The sequence below is a fragment of the Cribrihabitans pelagius genome (genome assembly GCF_048820915.1).
In the GTDB taxonomy this organism is placed as follows: Bacteria; Pseudomonadota; Alphaproteobacteria; order Rhodobacterales; family Rhodobacteraceae; genus Cribrihabitans_A; species Cribrihabitans_A pelagius.
The window spans coordinates 70,005-89,944 of the sequence record NZ_JBMERR010000001.1 but is presented as its reverse complement, the minus strand read 5'-3'; the positions used below and the strand labels follow the sequence as shown (position 1 = coordinate 89,944).

Genomic DNA, 19,940 nt, shown 5'->3' with positions numbered 1-19,940 from the left:
CGCGGTCAGAGCTGCACCGCGCGGGAGCCGACTTCGCTGCCCCGTGCGCCGCTTTCCAGCCGCTGATGCCAGAGCTGCCCCAGCGCCTTCATTTCGCTTTTGAGCAGGGCCGAATGCTGGGCCAGCCAGCCGGGGATCGAGCCGAAGCCCGCAATTCGCGCCTTGCCTTCCTGAATGGTGACCACCGGCCAGTCGCCAACCAGCGCGTTGGAGATGCCGAAAATATCGTCGCCCCACCATTCCGCGGCGCCAAAGGCGTGGGTGACGTGGCCGAGCTGCTTCATCGCTGCCAGCACCGAGGGCGGCTGCACCGAGCCCGCTTTTTCCACCGCGCTGTGCCAGATGTCCAGAATTGCCACATACTCCCAGCTCACTGCTGACCAGCTGCCGGGGAAGCGGCGGTTGTATTCCTCGAAAAACACGTGCGGGCGGTTGAAGAAGAAGGCCTTTTCGCGCAGCAGCGGATCGTCGAAATCCGGGAACTGGAACAAGACCCCCTCCATGAACTCTTCCGAAGTGCGCTGCACCAGCCGCTCGTAGCCGTCCATCGTGCAGCTGAGGATCTGCCCGGTGAAGCCCTTGGCATGGGCATATTCGGTCATCGCATGCACCATCGGCGTGTAGGAAGAGCCCCAGCACAGGATATCCGCGCCCGAATCCAGCATCGGATCGACCACCGGCGCCGGATCGGTGGCGGCGGGATCATATTGCACCTCCCGCAGAATCTCGTGGCCGGCGGCCTTGAAGGCGGCGCGGTAGACCGCCTGGGCGGGCAAGCCCAAGAGGTCGGTCTGGCTGCACAGCGCCACGGTTTTCAGCTCCGGCCGGTGCTCCGCCAGCCAGGCCACGCCGGTCACGTTCTGGATCGGATGCGCCTCGCTCGGCGCGATCAGATAGGGGGTGTCAGGCGACAGGTCGGTGGGCAGCAGGGTCGAGGTCAAGACCTTGTTGCGCATCAGGAAATCGCGCACCGGCGCGAAGGTGTCGCCGCCCAGCATCAGCATCAGCGTGACGCCGTGTTTCTGCACCAGCTCCACCGCGCCGTCCCGGGCGCGTTCGGGGTCGTAGCCGCAGTCAAAGGCATGGATGCGCACCGGGTAGCGGCGGCCGCCGATCAGAAGCCCGCCTGCGCGGTTCAGCCCGTCCTCCCAGATCCGGCAGCCGTTGAGCCCGGGCCGCCCCCAGCTTTCCACCGGCCCGGAGAGCGGCCCCAGAAAACCGATATTGACCGGTTCCCGCATCCCGACGGAGAGCCGGGGCAGAGCGGCGCGCGCGGCCAGCTGATGTGCAAAGCTCGAAGGTCCCATGGCGGAATCCTAGCGATAAATCCGGCGGCCGCCAGTGCAATTGCAGGTGAATACTTTTCCTGAAGGGAAATTCTATTGACTCATGCGGTTGGATTTGGCCTATTTGGACCAGACCAAAAGAACCAAATACAGGCATTGGTCCATACCAATAGGGAGACATCCATGACCAAGAAACGAGTCGCCATCATCGGCGCAGGCCCCTCCGGCCTGGCACAACTGCGCGCCTTCCAGTCGGCCGCCAGCAAGGGCGAAGAGATCCCCGAGCTGGTCTGCTTCGAGAAGCAGGACAACTGGGGCGGCTTGTGGAACTACACCTGGCGCACCGGTCTCGATGAAAACGGCGAGCCGGTGCATTGCTCGATGTACCGCTACCTGTGGTCGAACGGCCCCAAGGAGGGGCTGGAGTTCGCCGATTACTCCTTCGAGGAGCATTTCGGCAAGCAGATCGCCTCCTACCCGCCGCGCGCGGTGCTGTTCGACTATATCGAGGGCCGGGTGCAGAAGGCCGACGTGCGCAAGTGGATCCGCTTCAATTCCCCGGTGCGCTGGGTGGAGTACAACACGGACAAGGGCAATTTCACCGTCACCGTGCACGACCATGCCAAGGACAGCACCTACAAGGAAGACTTCGACCACGTGATCTGCGCCTCGGGGCATTTCTCTACCCCGAACGTGCCCTTCTACCCCGGCTTCGACACCTTCAACGGCCGCATCCTGCACGCCCATGACTTCCGCGACGCACGCGAGTTTGCAGGCCAGGACATCCTCGTCGTCGGCGCCTCCTATTCGGCCGAGGACATCGGCTCGCAATGCTGGAAATACGGCGCCAAGTCGATCACCAGCTCCTACCGCAGCGCTCCGATGGGCTTTAAGTGGCCCGCCAACTGGGAGGAAAAGCCCGGCGTCGAAAGCGTGCAGAACAACACGGTGACCTTCGCCGACGGCTCCACCAAGGAAGTGGACACCATCATCCTCTGCACCGGCTATAAGCATTTCTTCAGCTTCCTGCCCGACGATCTGCGCCTGAAGACCGCCAACCGCCTGGCTGCTGCCGAGCTCTACAAAGGCGTGGTCTACGTGCATAACCCCAAGATGTTCTACCTTGGCATGCAGGACCAGTGGTTCACCTTCAACATGTTCGACGCCCAGGCCTGGTGGGTGCGCGACGCGGTCATGGGCAAGATCGGAATCCCCTCGGACAAGGCGGCGCTGCTCGCCGACGTTAAGGAGCGCGAAACGCGCGAGGAGGCCTCGGACGGCGTCAAATACGCGATCAAATACCAGGGCGACTATGTGCTGGAGCTGATCGAGGAGACCGACTACCCGACTTTCGATGTCGCAGGCGCCTGTCAGGCCTTCTACGAGTGGAAAGGCCACAAGGCCGAGGACATCATGGCCTTCCGCAACAACTCCTACAAATCGGTCATCACCGGCACCATGGCGCCCGTGCACCACACCCCCTGGAAGGATGCGCTGGACGATTCGCTGGAGGCCTACCTGCGGAACTGAGCCCGTCCCCGTGCCGCGCAAATGCGGCACGGGGGCCGCATAATCCTGTGCAAGCACGCATTTGCGCGCTAAGATAACCCCCATGAAACGCGACCAGTCCATGACCCTTGGCTTTCTCATTTTCCCCGGCTTTCCAATGGCCTGCCTGACATCGGCCATTGAACCCCTGCGCGCGGCCAACGAAATTGCGGGCAGTGAGACCTTCCGCTGGCGGGTGGTCTCGGAAAGTGGCGAAAGCGTCACTGCCTCTGCCAATGTCGCCTTTCAGCCCGACTGCGCGCTGGAGGCGGCGGACGATATCGACACGCTGTTCCTGCTCTCCGGCCCGCAGGGCAAGTTCCAGGACCCCAAGGCGTCCAACGGCAAGCTGCGCCACCTGGCGCGGCATGGCGCAACGCTGGGGGCGGTCTCGGGCGGGGTGTTCCCGCTGGCGCGCTCGGGGCTCCTGGACGGGCACAGCTGCTCGGTGCACTGGTGCTACAAGGCCGCCTTCACCGCGGAGTTCCCGGCGCTGGCGACGGTGGACGACGTGATCGTGCGGGACCGCCGCCGCTACACGGTGAGCGGCGCGACAGCGATGTTCGATCTGGCGCTGATCCTGATCGAAGGTGTCTTGGGCGATGCGGTGATGACCGAGGCCGCCTGCTGGTTCCAGCATCCGCTGGTGCGCTCGGAGGGCGTGCGCCAGAAAATCCCCGCCTTCAAGACCGACAGCACTGCCGACAGCCTGCCGCCGCCGGTGGCGCGCGCAGTGCAGCTGTTTGCCGAAAACCTCGAACACCCGGTGCCGATCCGCGAGGCGGCGGTGCAGATCGGCGTCTCGCCGCGGCAGCTGGAGCGCAGCTTCAAGGCCGCCACCGGCCAGAGCCCGGCGCTTTATTACCGCACCCTCAGGATGAATGCGGCGCGGCAGCTGGTGATGTATTCGCGCGACTCGATCACCGCGATCGCCAATGCGGTGGGCTACGCCACCTCCTCCACCCTGTCCCAGCACTACCGCGAGAGCTTCGGTCTTTCCCCGCAGGAGGAGCGCCGCAAGGTGAACCTGTTCCGGGTCAAGGACAACCGCCCGATCCCCTCGGTCTGACGCAACTCTGGCTTGAATGGCGCAATAAGGCGCAGCGCGCAGGCGCAATCGCGGATAGGTTTGGATCATTGATCTGACTCTTTCTCCGCGAGGATTTCCCAATGCTGACAGCCATAGCGACGCTTTTTATCCGGCAGGCCGAAAGGCGGCTGGGTGTCACCCTGGACTATGTGCGCCAGATTGCCCGGACCGATTTCAAGCTGCTGGCGCGTTACAACCGGATCTTCGGTTTCCTGGACCCCAACCGCCATGTGGCGCCCGCCGCCTACCACGCCGCCCGGCTGCGCGGGGCGCTGGCTGCGGATTGCGGCACCTGTGCCGAGGCGGAGGTGAACCTGGCTGCTGCCGCCGGCCTGGATCAGCCTCTGATCGCGGCCATCCTGCGCGCAGACGGTGCTGCGTTGCCGCCGGACCTCGCTGCGGTGGTCCGGCTAACGGATGCGGTGACCGCCCGGCGCGAAGACGATCCGGGGGCCCGCGGCGACGTGTTGCGGTCCTTCGGCGAGGCCGGGCTGATCGAACTGTCCTTCGCAATGAACGGCGCGGCCATGCTGCCCGGCATCAAGCGGGCGATGGGCCATGCCACGGCCTGCGATCTGTCGCTGATGCGCCGCTTGTCCAGAGGCTGAGCGCCAGCTCCGCGCCGCCGGCAGGCGGCGCGGAGCTGCGGCCTGGTCAGGCGGGCATCAGATCACCGAGCGCGCCGCCGTGACGAGCGCGTGGTGCAGCGATCCCGCGGAGGAGCGCGGTCCGATCACCGAATAGCGCCCGCCCGGCGCATGGCAGAGCAGGAACACGCCCAGATGCTCCATCACGGTGCGGGTGGCATCGCCCGGCTTGCCCGCGCGGATATTCACGTTGCACAGCCTCTCCAGAACGTCAAAGCAGCGCGCGCCTTCCAGGTCGAAACGGCACCAGCCGTCGGTCTGCTCCACCACCGATGCAGCATCGCCCGCGGCCTGTTTCAACTCGCGGGCCAGCAGCGCGTGGCTGGCATAAGGCGCCGAGACCATCCACAGGTCCGGTCCCATCCACCAGGCGGAAAAGACGCCCGTCTCTGTCCATCGGGCCGGTTCCGGCAGCGGCGCGCCGAGGACCTCTTGGGCCGCCGCGCGGCCTGCGTCCGCGCCCCCCTGCCGCAGCGCGAGCGACGCCAGCGCCCGGTCCGTGACCTCGCGGATCAAAAGCCCGGTGAAGGCCTCCGCCCGCGGCTCCTGCCCGCCAAGCGGGGGGATGGCTTTCAGCCTGTGTCCAACAAGATTATCCACGAAGACGCTCCCCATCCGGATCCACAAAATGCGCGCTTACCACCTCGACCTGGACCTCCTTGCCCTCCAGCGGATTGACGGCACGGATGATCTCGCCCTTGCGGGCATCGCCGCTTTTCAGGAAGCCGATCCCGATGGAGGACTTCAGCACCGGCGAATAGGCAGCCGAGGTGACATAACCCTGATCGGCGGCCGCGCTGACTTCGCCATCGGCATTCATCAGATGCGCCCCGGCCAAGACCTGGTCGGCGGGATTCACCGGCTTGAAACCGACCAGCTTCAGCGCATCCTCCTGGTTCATGCCTTCGCGTTCGCTGAGGGTGTTGCCAATGCAGTCCTTCTTCTTGCTGACCATCCGGCCCATGCCGAGGTTCAGCGCCGAGGTTGTCCCGTTCAGCTCGTTGCCCGCGGCATGGCCCTTCTCAATGCGCATCACGCCCAGTGCCTCGGTGCCGTAAGGAACAACGCCGAACTCTTCACCCGCGGCCATCAGTTCACGCATCAGCGCATCGCCATAACGGGTGGGCACCGCGATTTCATAAGCCAGCTCGCCCGAGAAAGATATCCTGAACAGCCGCGCCCGGCAGCCGCCCGCCACGGTGATCTCGCCGCAAGCCATGAAGGGGAAGCCCTCGTTAGAGATGTCGAACTCGGGGTCCACGACCTTTTGCAGCAGTTTCCGCGCATTCGGTCCGGCCACCGCGAATTGGGCCCAGGCCTCGGTGGTGGAGATCAGCTGCACGTCCAGGTCCGGGAACAGGCACTGGCGGGCAAACTCCATGTTGCGATAGACCAGCACCGCGTTGGCGGTGGTGGTGGTGACGACGAAGTGATCCTCGGCAAACCGCGCGGCAGTGCCGTCATCATAGGCGATGCCATCCTCGCGCAGCATCAGCCCATAGCGGACCTTGCCCACCGGCAGCTTGGCAAAGCCATTGGCATAGATCTTGTTCAGGAACTCGGCCGCGTCCCTGCCCTGCACGTCGATCTTGCCGAGCGTGGTCACGTCGCAGACACCAACCGAGTTGCGCGTCTGCAGCACCTCGCGGTCCACCGACTGGCGCCAATGGGTTTCACCGTCCTTCGGGAACCATTGGGCGCGCAGCCACTGGCCAACCTCGACAAAAACAGCGCCCTGTTCCTCAGCCCATTTATGGCTGGGGGTCTTGCGGATGGGGCGGAACTCCTCGCCCACCGAGCGGCCCGCCATCACCCCGAAGGAGACCGGCGTGTAGGGCGGGCGGAACATGGTGGTGCCGACCTCGGGGATCTGCTTGCCCGCCAGCTCCGCCATGATCGCCAGACCGCCCATGTTGGAGGTCTTGCCCTGATCGGTCGCCATACCGAGCGTGGTGTAGCGCTTCAGATGCTCGACCGAGCGGAAATTCTCCTGGTGCGCCAGCTTCACGTCCTTGACGGTGACGTCATTCTGCTGGTCGAGCCAAGCACGGCCCTTGCCCTCCTTCACGTGCCAGAAGGGGGTCACGTTGACCCGCGCGTCCTCGGCCTCGGGCAGATCGGTTGCCTTGACGGCAAAGCCCAAATCCGCCAGCGCGGCTGCCGCGCCCTCGGCCCCGGTGCGCAGCGCGGCGGCGGTGGAGAGATCGCCATTGGCCGCCCCCGCCACGGACATGCCCGGCGGCAGGTCGCCCGCGGGCACAAAGGCCGCGATATCCTCGCGCCAAGCCGGGCGGCCGCGCTGGTGGCAGGTCAGATGCACGTTCGGGTTCCAGCCGCCGGACACCGCCAGCGCACCGCAGGGAATATCGCGGGTCGACCCATTGGCAAGCCGCACCCGCACCCGCTCCAGCCCCAACCGCCCCTTGGTGTCGATCACCTGGGCGCCGGCGAACAGCTCCGCATCCGCAACCTTGGGCGCATCCGCGCGGGTGTCGATCACAGCCGAGACCTTCACCCCCTTGGCGATCAGGTCCGCAGCGGTGCGGTGGCCGTCGTCATTGTTGGTGAAGATGGCGACGCGCTGCGCCGGGGCGGCGGCCCAGCGGTTGACATAGGCCCGCACGGCGCCAGCCAGCATCACGCCGGGGCGGTCGTTGTTCTCGAACGCGATCGGGCGTTCGGTTGCCCCTGCCGCCAGAAGCGCCCGTTTGGAATAGATCCGCCACAGGATCTGCCGCGGCTTGTCCGCTTCGGGTGCCGCCACATGATCGGCCACCCGCTCCACCGCGCCATAGATGCCATGGTCGAAGGCGCCGATGATAGTGGTGCGCGGCATCAGCCGCACGTTCGGCAGCGCAGCGAGCTCTGCCTGCACCTGCTCCACCCAGCCCGAGCCGGTCAGCTCACCGATGCCGAAGCTCTCGGCGTTCAGCCGCCCGCCGAGAAGGAAATCTTCCTCCGCCAGGATCACCTGCGCGCCCGCCCGCCCCGCCGTCAGCGCCGCCATCAAGCCGGAAGGCCCGGCACCGATCACCAGAAGGTCGCAATGCAGGAACCCCTTGTCGTAGGCGTCCGGGTCCTCCTCAAGGCTGAGGCTGCCAAGCCCCGCCGCCTTGCGGATGATGGGCTCATAGAGTTTCTCCCAAAAGGCCGCAGGCCACATGAAGGTCTTGTAGTAGAATCCGGCGGTCAGGAAGTTCGAAAACCGGTCGTTCACCGCCATGAAGTCGTGTTTCAGCGACGGCCAGCGGTTCTGCGAATTGGCCTCCAGCCCGTCGTACAGCTCGGCCACCGTGGCGCGGGTGTTCGGCTCCTGCCGCCCGCCGCGGCGCAGCTCGACCAGCGCGTTCGGCTCCTCGGAGCCCGCGGTCAGCACCCCGCGCGGACGGTGGTACTTGAACGAGCGGCCCATCAGCCGCACGCCGTTGGCGAGCAGGGCCGAGGCCAGCGTGTCGCCGTCCACCCCCTGATAACGGGCGCCATCGAAGGAAAAACTCAGCGTCCGGCCGCCATTGACCAGCCCGCCGTCGAGCCGGTTGACCTGGGTGCCCTTGCGGGCGCCGGTTCCGCGGCCGGCCTGAAAGGCCAGGCCGCCTTCATTCATCACGGCATCAGTCATCTGCTGCGCCCCTCTGTCCGGGCCACGTCGCGGGCCAGCTCTACATTCAGGATGTCATGGGTGACGGTATTGCGGGTTACCACCAGCCAGGAGCGGTCGCCCTGCTCATGGAACCACAACTCGCGGTGTGCGCCCGCCGGGTTATCGCGCAGGTACAGGTAATCGTGGAATTTATCCGCCGCATCTTCGGCCTGCCAGTCGGGGCGGCCGATCAGGCTGGCGTCGCCCAGATAGGTGAACTCCTGCGCGTCGCGCGGACCCAGGATCGGATGGTTGATGATCATCGCCTTTTCCTTTCCTCAGTGCAGGTTGGGCTGGGCGCCCTGGCCCTTTTCGTCAATCATGTGCCCGCGGCGGAACCGGTCGAGCCGGTAGGCCGTGGCTACCTTGTGCGGCGTGTCCGTCGCCAGCAGATGCGCATAACACCAGCCAGAAGCCGGGGTCGCCTTGAACCCGCCGTAGCACCAGCCGCCGTTGAAATAGAGGCCGTCGATATGGGTCCGGTCGATGAAGGGAGAGCCATCCATCGACATATCCATGATGCCGCCCCAGCTGCGCAGCATCCGCACCCGGCCCAGCGCCGGGATCAATGCCATGCCGCCTTCCATCACGTCCTCGACCACCGGCAGGTTGCCGCGCTGCGCGTAGGAGTTGTACATGTCCAGATCGCCGCCGAAGACCAGCCCGCCCTTGTCGGATTGGCTGACGTAGAAGTGACCCGCACCAAAGGTAATGACCCCGTCCAGCACCGGTTTCAGCCCTTCGGAGACAAAGGCCTGCAGAACATGGCTTTCAATCGGCAGGCGCATGCCCGCCTTCTCCATCACCCGGCTGGAGGAACCGGCCACGCAGCTTGCGACCTTGCCCGCGCCGATGAAGCCTCTGGTGGTCTCCACGCCGAGGCACTTGCCGTTCTCGATCCTGAAGCCGGTGACTTCGCAGTTCTGGATGATGTCGACCCCGCGCATGTCTGCGCCGCGGGCATAGCCCCAGGCCACCGCATCGTGCCGAACGGTGCCGCCCCGGCGGTGCAGCAGCCCGCCCTTGATCGGAAAGCGGGCGTTGCTGAAGTTCAGGAAAGGGTACATGGCGCGGACGCCGTCGGTGTCCAGCAGCTCCGCGTCCGACCCGTTCAGGATCATCGCGTTGCCCCGCCGCCGCGCCGCGTCGCGCTGCGCGTCGCTGTGCACCAGGTTGAGAATGCCGCGCTGGCTGACCATGGCGTTGTAGTTGAAATCCTGCTCCAGCCCCTCCCACAGCTTCAGCGACAACTCGTAGAACGGTTCGTTGCCGTCCAGCAGGTAGTTGGAGCGGATGATGGTGGTGTTGCGGCCCACGTTGCCGCCGCCGATCCAGCCCTTCTCGATCACCGCCACATTGGTGATGCCATGCTCCCGCGCGAGGTAGTAGGCTGTCGCCAGCCCATGGCCGCCGCCGCCAATAATCACCACGTCATAGCGCGCCTTGGGCTGCGGGTCGCGCCAGGCCGGGCGCCACCCCTTGTGGCCCGTCAGGGCCTCCTTGATCACTTTCAGGCCGGAATACCGCATGATGTCCCCTCAACTGTCCCCGCCAGCTTGGCGGTTTCCGCCCGGAAACACAGAGCGATTTCAGCCATCAACTGCGCCAAATGCGGCAACAGGTACAACACGGGAATCCGGCGGCGGTAGTGCGCCGGGCAGCGATACCCACTCCGACAACCTCCAAGACGTTGTAATGTAATTAGATAATGGGATTTTTCAGGAAACTTGCGCCCTGCCCAGCCCCCGGTCCGCTTTGCGGCAGCCGCAGCGGCGTTCGCGTCATTTGCGCCAGAGGCGACTCGGCGCGCGGCGTGCCCGCCTCACTCCGCCAAGCCGATCCGGTCCAGCTCGTTCAAGAGATCCAGAAGCGCATCATAGCGTTCCGCACCCATCTTGCGCCGGGTCTCCTCCGCGATCTCCAGCGCCGCACCGATGTTGTCGGCGATGATGCGCTCTCCGGCGGGGGAGATCCGCACAACCTGGCGGCGGCGGTCCTCGGTGTCGCGTTCGCGGCTGATCAGCTGCTTGTCTTCCAGCTTATGCAGGATCCGGGTCAGGCTGGGCAGCAGCAGGCAGGCCTGGTCGGCGATCTGGGTCGGGTCGATCGGCCCGCTTTCCTGCACCACCCGCAACACCCGCCACTGCTGCTCGGTCAGCCCTGCGTCGCTCAGAAGCGCGCGGATCGGCCCCATCACCCGCTCGCGCGCCCGCAGGAGCGCGATCGGCAGGGAGCGGCTGGTGCTTGGGATCGATTTGCTCATGCCCAAGTATCGCCCCGGAACACGTCAAAGGCAATCGGCCCCGGGGCATGGCATGCTTGACGGCAGCCGCAGCGGTTTTCATACACACGTTAAGAACGCGCAAGGGAGGCGCGGTCAGGAAAGCGGAACCAGTCAGCAAGCCTCTTGCGCCAGCCCGGCCTGCCCCTTCTTCTGGCTGAAAATATCCCGGGGAGCGCGAGGGGCCGGCCCCTCGCTTCTGCCCGCGCCGCAAGCACAACATCCAAGGCCGCGCCCGGCCCTGACCGACAAGAAGGACGCATCGACATGAACTGGAACGAATTCTCCGCTTGGGGCCGCAAGGTCTCGGACTGGGCGCAGCATTACCACGAGACCGTCGGCGAGCGGCCGGTGCGGGCGCAGACCGAGCCGGGCGAGGTGCTGGAGGCGCTCCCCGCCACCCCGCCCGAGGCTGGCGAGGGCATGGAGGCGATCTTCCGCGACTTCGAAAACATCGTGATGCCCGGCATCACCCATTGGCAGCACCCCCGCTTCTTTGCCTATTTCGCCGCCAACGCCGCCGCGCCCTCGGTGCTGGCGGAGTTCCTGACCGCCGCCATCGCGCCGCAATGCATGCTGTGGCAGACCTCTCCGGCCGCGACCGAGATGGAAACCCGGATGATGGACTGGCTGCGCCAGGCGTTGGACCTGCCCGCGGGCTTCCAGGGCGTGATACAGGACTCGGCTTCCTCCGCCACCCTTGCAGCAGTGCTGACAATGCGGGAGAAGGCGCTGAACTGGCAGGGCAACCAACAGGGGCTGTGCGGGCAAAAAGCCTTGCGCATCTATTGCTCTTCCGAGGTCCATACGTCCGTCGACCGCGCGATCTGGGTTGCCGGCATCGGCCAGCAGAACCTGGTGCGGGTGCCGGTGAAGGGCGATTGGCGCGGCATGGACCCTGACGCGCTGGACGCCGCGATCGCGGCCGACATCGCCGCGGGGCACCAGCCCGCGGGTGTGATCCTCTGCGTCGGCGGCACCGGCACAGGCGCCACCGATCCGGTGGACCGGGTGCTCGACGTGGCCGAAAAATACGGGCTCTACACGCATGTGGATGCCGCCTGGGCCGGCTCCGCGATGATCTGCCCGGAGTTCCGCCACTACTGGCCCGGCGTCGAGCGCGCCGACAGCATCGTCTTCAACCCGCACAAGTGGCTGGGGGTGCAGTTCGACTGCTCGGCGCATTTCCTGAAGAACCCGGATGATCTGGTGCAGACGCTGGCGATCAGCCCGGAATACCTGAAGACCCACGGCCGCGACGGCATCATCAACTATTCGGAATGGTCGGTGCCGCTGGGCCGCCGCTTCCGGGCGCTGAAGATCTGGTTCGTGATCCGGACCTACGGGCTGGAGGGGCTGCGCGCGCGGCTAAGGAACCACGTTGCCTGGTCGCACCAGCTGCACGAACGGCTCGCAGCAGAGCCGGATTTCGAGATTGTCACCCCGCCAATGTGGTCGCTCTGGACCTTCCGCTACGCGCCGGAAGGGGCCGGGGATCCCGACGATTTGAACCTCAGGCTGGTCAATGCGATCAACGACGACGGGCGTATCTATCTGACCCAAACCCGCGTCGACGGTCAGCTGGCGATCCGCTTTCAGGCCGGCCAGTTCGACACCACCGAGGCGGATATAATGATTGCATTCGATGTGATCACTGAAATCGCCCGCGGACTGCACTGACACCTTTTGTCCCGGAAGTGGACAAGCGGCGGGCGCGGGCGCTAGCGTCTTATGCAAGGCGCCGCGCCGCGCCGCGCGGCCCGCCCGCAGCCCCTGGCCCGCAGCAACCGACAGGAGATCCAGCCCATGCCCGCGCCCGAAAACACCTTCAAGGCCGCCCTTACCCGGGGCGAGCGCCAGATCGGCTGCTGGCTGAGCTTTGCCGAGGCTTCGGCGGCGGAGATCATGGGCACCTGCGGTTTCGACTGGCTGGTGATCGACGGCGAACATGCGCCCAACGGCATCCGCTCGATCCGAGACCAGCTGATGGCGCTGGAGACCTCGCCCAGCCACCCGGTGGTGCGGGTGCCGATTGGGGAGACCTGGATGATCAAGCAGGTGCTGGACGCCGGCGCCCAGACGGTGCTGGTGCCGATGGTGGAAAGCGCGGATCAGGCCCGCGATCTGGTGCGCGCCTGCCGCTACCCGCCCGCAGGCATCCGCGGGGTCGGCGCCACCGCGGCCCGGGCCACCCGCTTTGGCACCGTGGAGAACTATATCCAGACGGCGGATCAGGCAATCTGCCTGCTGGTGCAGGTGGAAAACCGCGCGGGCCTTGCCGCGCTGGATGACATCCTCGCGGTGGAGGGCATCTCGGGCGTCTTCATCGGCCCCGCCGACCTGTCGACCGACATGGGCCACCAGGGCAACTCCGCCCACCCCGAGGTGCGGGCCGCCATCAAAGATGCGCTTGCCCGGATCAAGGCCGCGGGCGTTGCCCCCGGAATCCTCGGCGTCACGGAGGAGGCCACGCAGGCCTATGCGGACATGGGCGCGCAGTTCCTCGCCGTGGGCATCGACGTGCTGATCCTGACCCGCCACGCCCGGGCACTGGCGGCCACTTGGGCCAAAGGGTAGCGGCATCTGCGCTATGGTTGGTTTTTTGAAACTGACCGGTTTCAAACACCACCCATAGCTTGTATTCCTGTATGCCAAAGCGCCTGCGGGGTGTGCGGACCCGCCGCCCTCCCGGCCCCGGCGCGCAACAGGGAGAACCGATATGAAGCGCGCAATACTTGCGGGTATCGCATCCGCGCTGTCGCTGGCCTCGGCCGCGGCGGCGGACATCAAGATCGCCCATGTCTACGGCAAGACAGGTCCGTTCGAAGCCTATGCCAAACAGTCCCATGACGGGCTGATGCTGGGGCTGGAATACGCCACGGACGGCACCATGGAGGTGAACGGCGAGAAGATCGTGGTGATCGAAAAGGACACCCAGCTTAAGCCGGAAAACGGCCGCGCGCTGCTGGAAGAAGCCTACGGCGACGACGAAGTCGATCTGGCGATCGGCCCGGTCAGCTCTGGCGTGGCGCTGGCGATGCTGCCGGTGGCCGAGGAATATGAAAAGCTGCTGATCGTGGAGCCGGCGGTGGCCGATTCGATCACCGGCGCCAACTGGAACCGCTACATCTTCCGCACTTCGCGCAACTCCAGCCAGGACGCGGTGGCCAGTGCCATCGCCTTGGCCGGGGACAACGTGCATATCGCCACGCTGGCGCAGGACTACGCCTTTGGCCGCGACGGCATCGCCGCCTTCCGCGAGGCGCTGGAGGTCCAGGGCAGCGGTATCGTGCACGAGGAATTTGCCCCCACCGACACCACCGACTTCACCGCCGCGGCGGAGCGGATCTTTAACGCGATGAAGGATCTGGAGGGCGAGAAGAAGCTGTTTATCATCTGGGCCGGCGGCGGAAACCCCTGGGCCAAGATCAACGCGCTCGACCCCGGCCGCTTCGGCATCGAGTTTGCCGGCGTCGGCAACATCCTTGCCGCGCTCAAGGGCTTCAAGGACTTCGAGGGCATGGAAGGCGGCACCTATTATTACTACGAGCTGCCCGACAATCCGGTGAACGACTGGCTGGTGAAGACCCATGAGGAGCGCTTTGGCGCACCGCCGGATTTCTTCACCGCAGGCGGCATGGCAGCGGGCATCGCCGCGGTCGAGGCGATCCGCAAGGCGGGCTCCACCGAAACCGAAGCGCTGATCGAAGCGATGGAGGGCATGGAGTGGGAGACCCCCAAAGGCACCATGAAGTTCCGCGCCGAGGATCACCAGGCGCTGCAAAGCATGTATCACTTCCGCCTGAAGAACGAAGACGGCGTCGAATGGGCCGTGCCGGAACTGGTGCGCGAGCTGAAGATCGAGGACCTGCCGGTCCCGGTGCGCAACCAGTAGCACGCCTGCGCCGCGGCCCGGGCAGCCTGCCTCACGGGCCGCGGAAACCGCGGAGCCAGCCATGACCGATCCGATCCTCAGAACCTCCGGCCTCACCGTGCGCTTCGGCGGGCATGTCGCCGTCGGCAATGTCAGCTGCGGCTTCCACGCCGGTGAGCTGACTGCCATCGTCGGCCCCAACGGGGCGGGCAAGACCACCTATTTCAACTTGATCTCGGGCCAGATCCCGGCGACGGCGGGCCGGGTGCATCTGCACGGGCGCGACATCAGCGGCCTTTCCGTCTCGGCCCGCACCCGGGCAGGCATCGGCCGCGCCTTCCAGCTTACCAGCCTGTTCCCTGACCTCAGCGTCCTGGAAAACGTCCGCCTGGTTGTGCAGGCCAAGGCCGGGCGCGGTTTCAACCTGTGGTCTATGGCGGCGCGGCACCGGGATCTCACGGAACAGGCCGAGGCGGTGCTGGTCGGGGTGCGGATGCTGGACCAGCGCAACCAGACGGTGTCGGAGCTGTCGCACGGCAACCAGCGCAAGCTGGAGGTGGCGCTGCTCATCGCGCTGGACCCTGCCGTCTACATGTTCGACGAGCCCACCGCCGGCATGAGCGTGGACGAGGCGCCGGTGGTGCTGGAGCTGATCGCCCGGCTGGCGGAGCGGCCCGACCGCGCGATCCTGCTGGTCGAGCACAAGATGGACGTGATCCGCTCCCTTGCCCGCCGCATCATCGTGCTGCACAACGGCGCGCTGGCCGCCGATGGCCCGCCGGCCGAGGTGATGGCTTCGGACGTTGTGCAGGAGGCCTATATGGGGCGCGGGCTGGAAGGGGTGCTGCAGGATGGCTGATCCGGCAACACACAATGGCGGCCCGGTGCTGCGGCTCGAAGCAGTCTGCACCGACATCGCGCAATACCACATTCTGCAGGGCGTCGACCTCGCGGTGCCGCGCGGCGCGGTGACCATGCTCCTGGGCCGCAACGGCGTCGGCAAGACCACCACGCTGCGCAGCGTGATCGGCCACTGGCGCGCCCGCGCGGGCCGCATCCTGTTTGACGGCACCGACATCACCCGCCTGCCCACCCCGGCTATCGCCCGGGCAGGCATCGGCTTCGTGCCCGAGGACATGGGCATTTTCGCAGGCCTCACGGTGGAGGAGAACATGCGGCTGGCCGCCCTCTCCGGCCCGCTCGACCCGGCGCGGCTCGACTGGATCTTCGCCGCCTTCCCGCCGCTCAAGACCTTCTGGACGTCCGAGGCCGGCACGCTGTCGGGCGGGCAGAAACAGATGCTGTCGATCGCCCGCGCCATGGCGGAGGAGCGCACGCTCTACCTGATCGACGAGCCCACCAAGGGGCTCGCCCCCGCGATTGTCGCCACCATGGCCCGCGCGCTGCGCGACCTGAAGCGCCAAGGGGCCTCGATCCTGCTGGTGGAGCAGAATTTTGCGGTTGCCAAGGCGCTGGGGGACAGCGCCGCGGTGATGGACGACGGCCGGGTGATTTGGAGCGGGGCAATGGCGGAGCTGGCCGGAGACGAGGCACTGCAGGCGCGGCTGATGGGGCTCAGCCTGGAGGAGCGTTCATGAGCGCCGCAAATGTCGGGGTAAGAGATTTCATGCCTCCGGCGGGGATATTTTCAGCAAGAGGAAAAGGGGGAGACAGCGCATGACCGCCGCGCCTGAACATGCACCGGCGATGGCGCGGGCCTCGGTCCGGGACCGGGCCGCGCCCTACCTGCCGCTCTTGCTGGTGCCCTTGCTGGCGGCAGCGGGCTTTGCCGCGATTCAGAACCCGGCGAGCTGGCTGACGCTCACCGTCTCGGGGCTGGCGATGGGAATGATGATCTTCCTGATGGCCTCCGGCCTCACTCTGGTCTTCGGGCTGATGGACGTGATCAACTTCGGCCATGGCGCATTCGTCTCGGCCGGAGCCTTCGTCGGCGTCTCGGTGCTCCTGATGCTCGGGCACTGGACCGGCGCACCCTCGCTGATGCTGAACCTCGCCGCCGTGCTGGCCGCTGTGCTTGCGGCAATGGCCGCGACCGGGGTCTTGGGCTGGGGCTTCGAGAAGATCATCGTCGAGCCGGTCTACGGCAACCACCTGAGCCAGATCCTGGTGACCATGGGCGGGCTCATTGTGGCGGAGCAGCTGATCATCGTCTTCTGGGGACCGGAGGAGATCTATTTCACCCGCCCCGAGGCACTGAAGGGCGCGCTCACCTTCGCCGGGGCCGCGATCGAGAAATTCCGGCTGGTGGCTGTTGGCGTGGGGCTCGCGGTGTTCCTCGCGATGCGCTGGGTGCTGCGGCGCACGCGGGTGGGGCTGATCGTGCGCGCAGGCGTGGAGAACCCGGAGATGGTGCAGGCGCTTGGCTACCGGCTGCGGCTGGTCTTTGCCGGGGTGTTCGTGGCGGGCTCGGCGCTGGCGGGGCTGGGCGGGGTGATGTGGGCGCTCTATCAGGAGGTCATAACCGCGCATATGGGCAACCAGGCGATGATCCTGATCTTCATCGTGGTGATCATCGGCGGGCTCGGTTCGGTCGAAGGCTGTTTCATCGGCGCGCTGCTCGTGGGGCTGTTGCAGAACTACGTCGCCTTTCTGGAGCCGAAGGCGGCGCTGGTCTCTAACATCGCCTTGATGGCGGCGGTCCTGATGTGGCGGCCGATGGGCATGATTCCGGTGGTGAAGGCGAAATGATACGCACGCTTCTGTCGGGCGACACGCCCCGCTCGCTGCCGCTGGCGCTGCTGCTTGCAGCGGTACTGATCTGCCTGGCGCTGGCGCCTTTCCTGTTTCCCGGCGTGCGCACGGTGGATACGGCGGCGCGGATCTGCGTCTTTCTGGTGCTGGCGGCAAGTTTCGATCTGATGCTCGGCTATGCCGGAATTGTGAGCTTTGCCCATACGATGTTCTTCGGCATCGGGGCTTATGGCGTGGGATTGGCGTCGGTGCATATGGGGCGCGGATTTGGGTCGCTGGCGCTGGGGGCCGCGGGCGGTGCGCTGGCGGCGGCGGCGCTGGCGCTCCTGATCGGGTTGTTTTCGCTCCGGGTGCGGGCGATTTTCTTTGCCATGATCACCCTGGCCGTCGCCTCTGCCTTTGCGGTGCTGGTGAGCCAGCTTTCGCATCTGACCGGCGGCGAAGACGGGCTCACCTTCCGCACGCCGCGCGAGCTGGGGCCCGCTTTCCGGTTCGGCAAGGCGGCTTTTGGCGGCGAGTTCCTGGGCGTGAAACTCAATGGCAAGCTCCTGGCCTACTACCTCGTTTTTTTCGGCGCGCTGATCCTGTTCCTCGGGCTTTTGCGGGTGGTGAACTCCCCCTTCGGACGGGTGCTGCAGGCGATCCGCGAGAATGATTTCAGGGCCGAGGCCATCGGCTACCGGGTGGTCTTCTACCGGGTGGCGGTGACCTGCCTGTCGGCGGCGGCCGCGGCTCTGGCGGGATCGCTTTATGCGGTCTGGCTGCGTTACGTGGGACCGGACACGGTGCTGTCGCTGGAGATCATGATCGACATCCTCTTGATGGTAGTGATCGGCGGTATGGGCACGATGTATGGCGCGGTGATCGGAGCGGCGCTGTTCGTGCTGGCGCAGAACTACCTGCAGGCGCTGATGGGCCGCGCGGCGGGGCTCGCCGAAGGGCTGCCGCTGCTGCCGGAGTTGCTGAACGCGGACCGCTGGCTGTTGTGGCTGGGGGTGCTGTTCATCCTCAGCGTCTATTTCTTCCCGGCCGGAGTGGTGGGGCGGCTGCGCCAGCGCTGACTGGCGGAACGGCGGCTTGGGGAAAACCGGAGCAGCGCGCGGCTCCCGCGCCCGCCGCCAGCCCTGGCCGAGCCAGAGCAGACGGAGCGGCCTTGGGCCGCGGGGGGGGGGGGGGGGGGGGGGGCTTTGGGCCGCGCGCCGCGCGGAGCGCGGCGCCACGCCCAACGGGAGACGGCGATCTCTGATCGGCGGCGACGGGCGGGAGGACACCCGTGCCGGTTTGGCGCAGCGCGCCCGGCGCCGCAAGCCCGCCCGTCACTGCTGCGGGGCCGCCGGGCCGAAGCGCGCCTCCAGCTCCGCGGTGGGGTGGCCGAGCGCGCGGCAGGGACAAATCTCCACATGGCTGCGGGCGTCGTGCAGGCGCAGCTGGCCGCCGCCGTGGCGCTTGAGGTAGAAGCCTTTGCGGCGCAGGCTGCGGCAAAGGGTGAACCAATCCTGCGCGCCGGTGAAATCACCGTGCAGGTTCAGCCGCAGCTGGATCTCCATTTCGCTGTCCATCCGCCCGCTGGCGCAGGCCGTGGCCCAGCCGGATTGCTGCAGGTCGTCACGCTGGACCGGGGTTGCTGTCTCGAAGTCTTGCAAAGCAAACATGCTGTCGTCTCCTGTCTGGCTGATCTCCTCTTCAAGGTACCCCAGCCCGGAAACACACGGCAGCCGTGCAAAGGAAAGGGGCCGCCTCTTCCGAAGCGCCCCCCTATCCTAAAGTCGACTGGCCTTAGCCCTTCTTCAGGACCTCGCGCCCCAAGAGCTCGGCGATCTGCACCGCGTTGAGCGCCGCGCCCTTGCGCAGGTTGTCGCTGACGCACCACAGGTTCAGCCCGTTCTCGATGGTCGAATCCTGGCGGATACGGCTGATGAAGGTGGCGAAATCGCCGACGCATTCCTTCGGCGTCACGTAGCCGCCGTCCTCGCGCTTGTCGATCACCATGATGCCCGGCGCCTCGCGCAGGATGTCGCGGGCCTCGTCCTCATCGAGGAAGTCCTCGAACTCGATGTTGATCGCCTCGGAGTGGCCGACAAAGACCGGCACCCGCACACAGGTTGCGGTGACCTTGATCGCGGTGTCGATGATCTTCTTGGTTTCCGCCACCATCTTCCACTCTTCCTTGGTGGAGCCGTCCTCCAGGAAGACGTCGATATGCGGGATCACGTTGAAGGCGATGTCCTTGGGGTAGACCTTGCGCTCGTAGTCGTCGGTCGGGTTGTAGTGCGCCTTGGTCTGGTCCCACAGCTCGTCGATGGCGTCCTTGCCGGAGCCGGAAACCGATTGGTAGGTGGAGACCACCACGCGCTTGATGCGGGCGCGGTCGTGCAGCGGCTTCAGCGCCACCACCATCTGCGCGGTGGAGCAGTTGGGGTTGGCGATGATGTTCTTCTTGGCATAGCCGTGCACCGCCTCGGGGTTCACCTCGGGCACGATCAGCGGGACCGCCGGGTCGTAGCGGTAGAGCGAGGAGTTGTCGATCACGATGCAGCCCGCTTCGGCGGCTTTGGGCGCGTATTTCCTGGTCGCATCCGATCCGATCGCAAACAGCGCCATGTCCCAGCCGCTGAAATCGAAGGTGTCGAGATCCTGGGTCTTGAGGGTCTTGTCGCCGAAAGTGACTTCGGTGCCCAGCGAACGGCGGGACGCCAGGACGGCAACCTCATCCACCGGGAACTGGCGCTCGGCCAGGATGTTCAGCATTTCGCGGCCCACGTTCCCCGTGGCGCCGGCGACAACGACGCGATAACCCATATTGTTTCTCCAATCTTGCCCGGCCTCATGACCGGCGCCGGTGTCATAAAGGTTTCGGGGCCA

18 protein-coding genes are annotated in these 19,940 nt (G+C 66.1%); 10 read left to right on the top strand and 8 right to left on the bottom strand.

The genetic code is table 11. The features are described 5' to 3' along the window. Nucleotides 1–5: 5 nt before the first annotated feature. Complete coding sequence (locus tag ACOHX0_RS00400; RefSeq protein WP_420674636.1) at nt 6–1,307, bottom strand: ABC transporter substrate-binding protein; 1,302 nt, start codon at nt 1,305–1,307, stop codon at nt 6–8. Between the two features lie 162 nt (nt 1,308–1,469). On the opposite strand from ACOHX0_RS00400, the gene ACOHX0_RS00395 reads away from it, so the two are divergent. From ACOHX0_RS00395 to ACOHX0_RS00385, 3 genes are all read left to right on the top strand, one after another. Next, nucleotides 1,470–2,816, top strand: a complete 1,347-nt coding sequence (locus ACOHX0_RS00395; protein WP_420674635.1) for an NAD(P)-binding domain-containing protein — start codon at nt 1,470–1,472, stop codon at nt 2,814–2,816. A gap of 82 nt (nt 2,817–2,898) precedes the next feature. Beyond that, the gene (locus tag ACOHX0_RS00390) at nt 2,899–3,903 is read left to right on the top strand and encodes a GlxA family transcriptional regulator (RefSeq protein WP_420674634.1); all 1,005 of its coding nucleotides are present in this window, start codon (nt 2,899–2,901) and stop codon (nt 3,901–3,903) included. Between the two features lie 101 nt (nt 3,904–4,004). Then, entirely contained in the window at nt 4,005–4,532 is a 528-nt protein-coding gene (locus ACOHX0_RS00385) for a carboxymuconolactone decarboxylase family protein (protein ID WP_420674633.1), read from the top strand. Nucleotides 4,533–4,589: 57 nt separating this feature from the next. Here the strand turns inward: ACOHX0_RS00385 and ACOHX0_RS00380 are convergent, their stop codons facing one another. The 5 genes from ACOHX0_RS00380 to hpaR form a co-directional block, all read right to left on the bottom strand. After that, nucleotides 4,590–5,171 carry a sarcosine oxidase subunit gamma gene (locus ACOHX0_RS00380; RefSeq protein WP_420674632.1) on the bottom strand — a complete coding sequence of 194 codons (582 nt, stop codon included), beginning with the start codon at nt 5,169–5,171 and terminating at the stop codon, nt 4,590–4,592. Beyond that, nucleotides 5,164–8,175, bottom strand: a complete 3,012-nt coding sequence (locus ACOHX0_RS00375) for a sarcosine oxidase subunit alpha family protein (RefSeq protein ID WP_420674901.1) — start codon at nt 8,173–8,175, stop codon at nt 5,164–5,166. Before ACOHX0_RS00375 ends, ACOHX0_RS00380 begins: the two co-directional genes overlap by 8 nt. Nucleotides 8,176–8,186: 11 nt before the next feature. Further along, nucleotides 8,187–8,474, bottom strand: a complete 288-nt coding sequence (locus ACOHX0_RS00370; protein ID WP_420674631.1) for a sarcosine oxidase subunit delta — start codon at nt 8,472–8,474, stop codon at nt 8,187–8,189. 15 nt (nt 8,475–8,489) lie between these two features. Next, nucleotides 8,490–9,740 (bottom strand): sarcosine oxidase subunit beta family protein, encoded by a 1,251-nt coding sequence (locus tag ACOHX0_RS00365; RefSeq protein WP_420674630.1) that lies wholly within the window; start codon nt 9,738–9,740, stop codon nt 8,490–8,492. A gap of 293 nt (nt 9,741–10,033) precedes the next feature. Next, nucleotides 10,034–10,474 carry a homoprotocatechuate degradation operon regulator HpaR gene (gene hpaR / locus ACOHX0_RS00360; protein WP_420674629.1) on the bottom strand — a complete coding sequence of 147 codons (441 nt, stop codon included), beginning with the start codon at nt 10,472–10,474 and terminating at the stop codon, nt 10,034–10,036. A gap of 285 nt (nt 10,475–10,759) precedes the next feature. Here hpaR and ACOHX0_RS00355 point away from each other — a divergent pair, with 285 nt between their 5' ends. From ACOHX0_RS00355 to ACOHX0_RS00325, 7 genes are all read left to right on the top strand, one after another. Next, nucleotides 10,760–12,172: a pyridoxal phosphate-dependent decarboxylase family protein gene (locus ACOHX0_RS00355; protein ID WP_420674628.1), complete on the top strand. Its 1,413-nt coding sequence runs from the start codon at nt 10,760–10,762 to the stop codon at nt 12,170–12,172. A gap of 126 nt (nt 12,173–12,298) precedes the next feature. Continuing rightward, nucleotides 12,299–13,069 carry an HpcH/HpaI aldolase family protein gene (locus ACOHX0_RS00350; RefSeq protein WP_420674627.1) on the top strand — a complete coding sequence of 257 codons (771 nt, stop codon included), beginning with the start codon at nt 12,299–12,301 and terminating at the stop codon, nt 13,067–13,069. A gap of 142 nt (nt 13,070–13,211) precedes the next feature. Further along, the gene (locus ACOHX0_RS00345; protein ID WP_420674626.1) at nt 13,212–14,387 is read left to right on the top strand and encodes a substrate-binding domain-containing protein; all 1,176 of its coding nucleotides are present in this window, start codon (nt 13,212–13,214) and stop codon (nt 14,385–14,387) included. A 61-nt stretch (nt 14,388–14,448) separates the two neighbouring features. Beyond that, nucleotides 14,449–15,225 carry an ABC transporter ATP-binding protein gene (locus ACOHX0_RS00340; RefSeq protein WP_420674625.1) on the top strand — a complete coding sequence of 259 codons (777 nt, stop codon included), beginning with the start codon at nt 14,449–14,451 and terminating at the stop codon, nt 15,223–15,225. Then, a complete protein-coding gene (locus tag ACOHX0_RS00335; protein ID WP_420674624.1) occupies nt 15,218–15,964 on the top strand; it encodes an ABC transporter ATP-binding protein in 747 nt (248 codons plus the stop codon). Before ACOHX0_RS00340 ends, ACOHX0_RS00335 begins: the two co-directional genes overlap by 8 nt. Before the next feature lie 79 nt (nt 15,965–16,043). Then, a complete protein-coding gene (locus ACOHX0_RS00330; RefSeq protein ID WP_420674623.1) occupies nt 16,044–17,075 on the top strand; it encodes a branched-chain amino acid ABC transporter permease in 1,032 nt (343 codons plus the stop codon). Further along, entirely contained in the window at nt 17,072–18,139 is a 1,068-nt protein-coding gene (locus ACOHX0_RS00325; protein WP_420674622.1) for a branched-chain amino acid ABC transporter permease, read from the top strand. Before ACOHX0_RS00330 ends, ACOHX0_RS00325 begins: the two co-directional genes overlap by 4 nt. A gap of 255 nt (nt 18,140–18,394) precedes the next feature. On the opposite strand, the gene ACOHX0_RS00320 is transcribed toward ACOHX0_RS00325, so the two are convergent. Together ACOHX0_RS00320 and ACOHX0_RS00315 are read right to left on the bottom strand one after the other, a co-directional pair. Then, entirely contained in the window at nt 18,395–18,730 is a 336-nt protein-coding gene (locus ACOHX0_RS00320; RefSeq protein WP_420674621.1) for a hypothetical protein, read from the bottom strand. A gap of 124 nt (nt 18,731–18,854) precedes the next feature. After that, the gene (locus ACOHX0_RS00315) at nt 18,855–19,877 is read right to left on the bottom strand and encodes an aspartate-semialdehyde dehydrogenase (RefSeq protein WP_420674620.1); all 1,023 of its coding nucleotides are present in this window, start codon (nt 19,875–19,877) and stop codon (nt 18,855–18,857) included. Nucleotides 19,878–19,940: the final 63 nt, after the last annotated feature.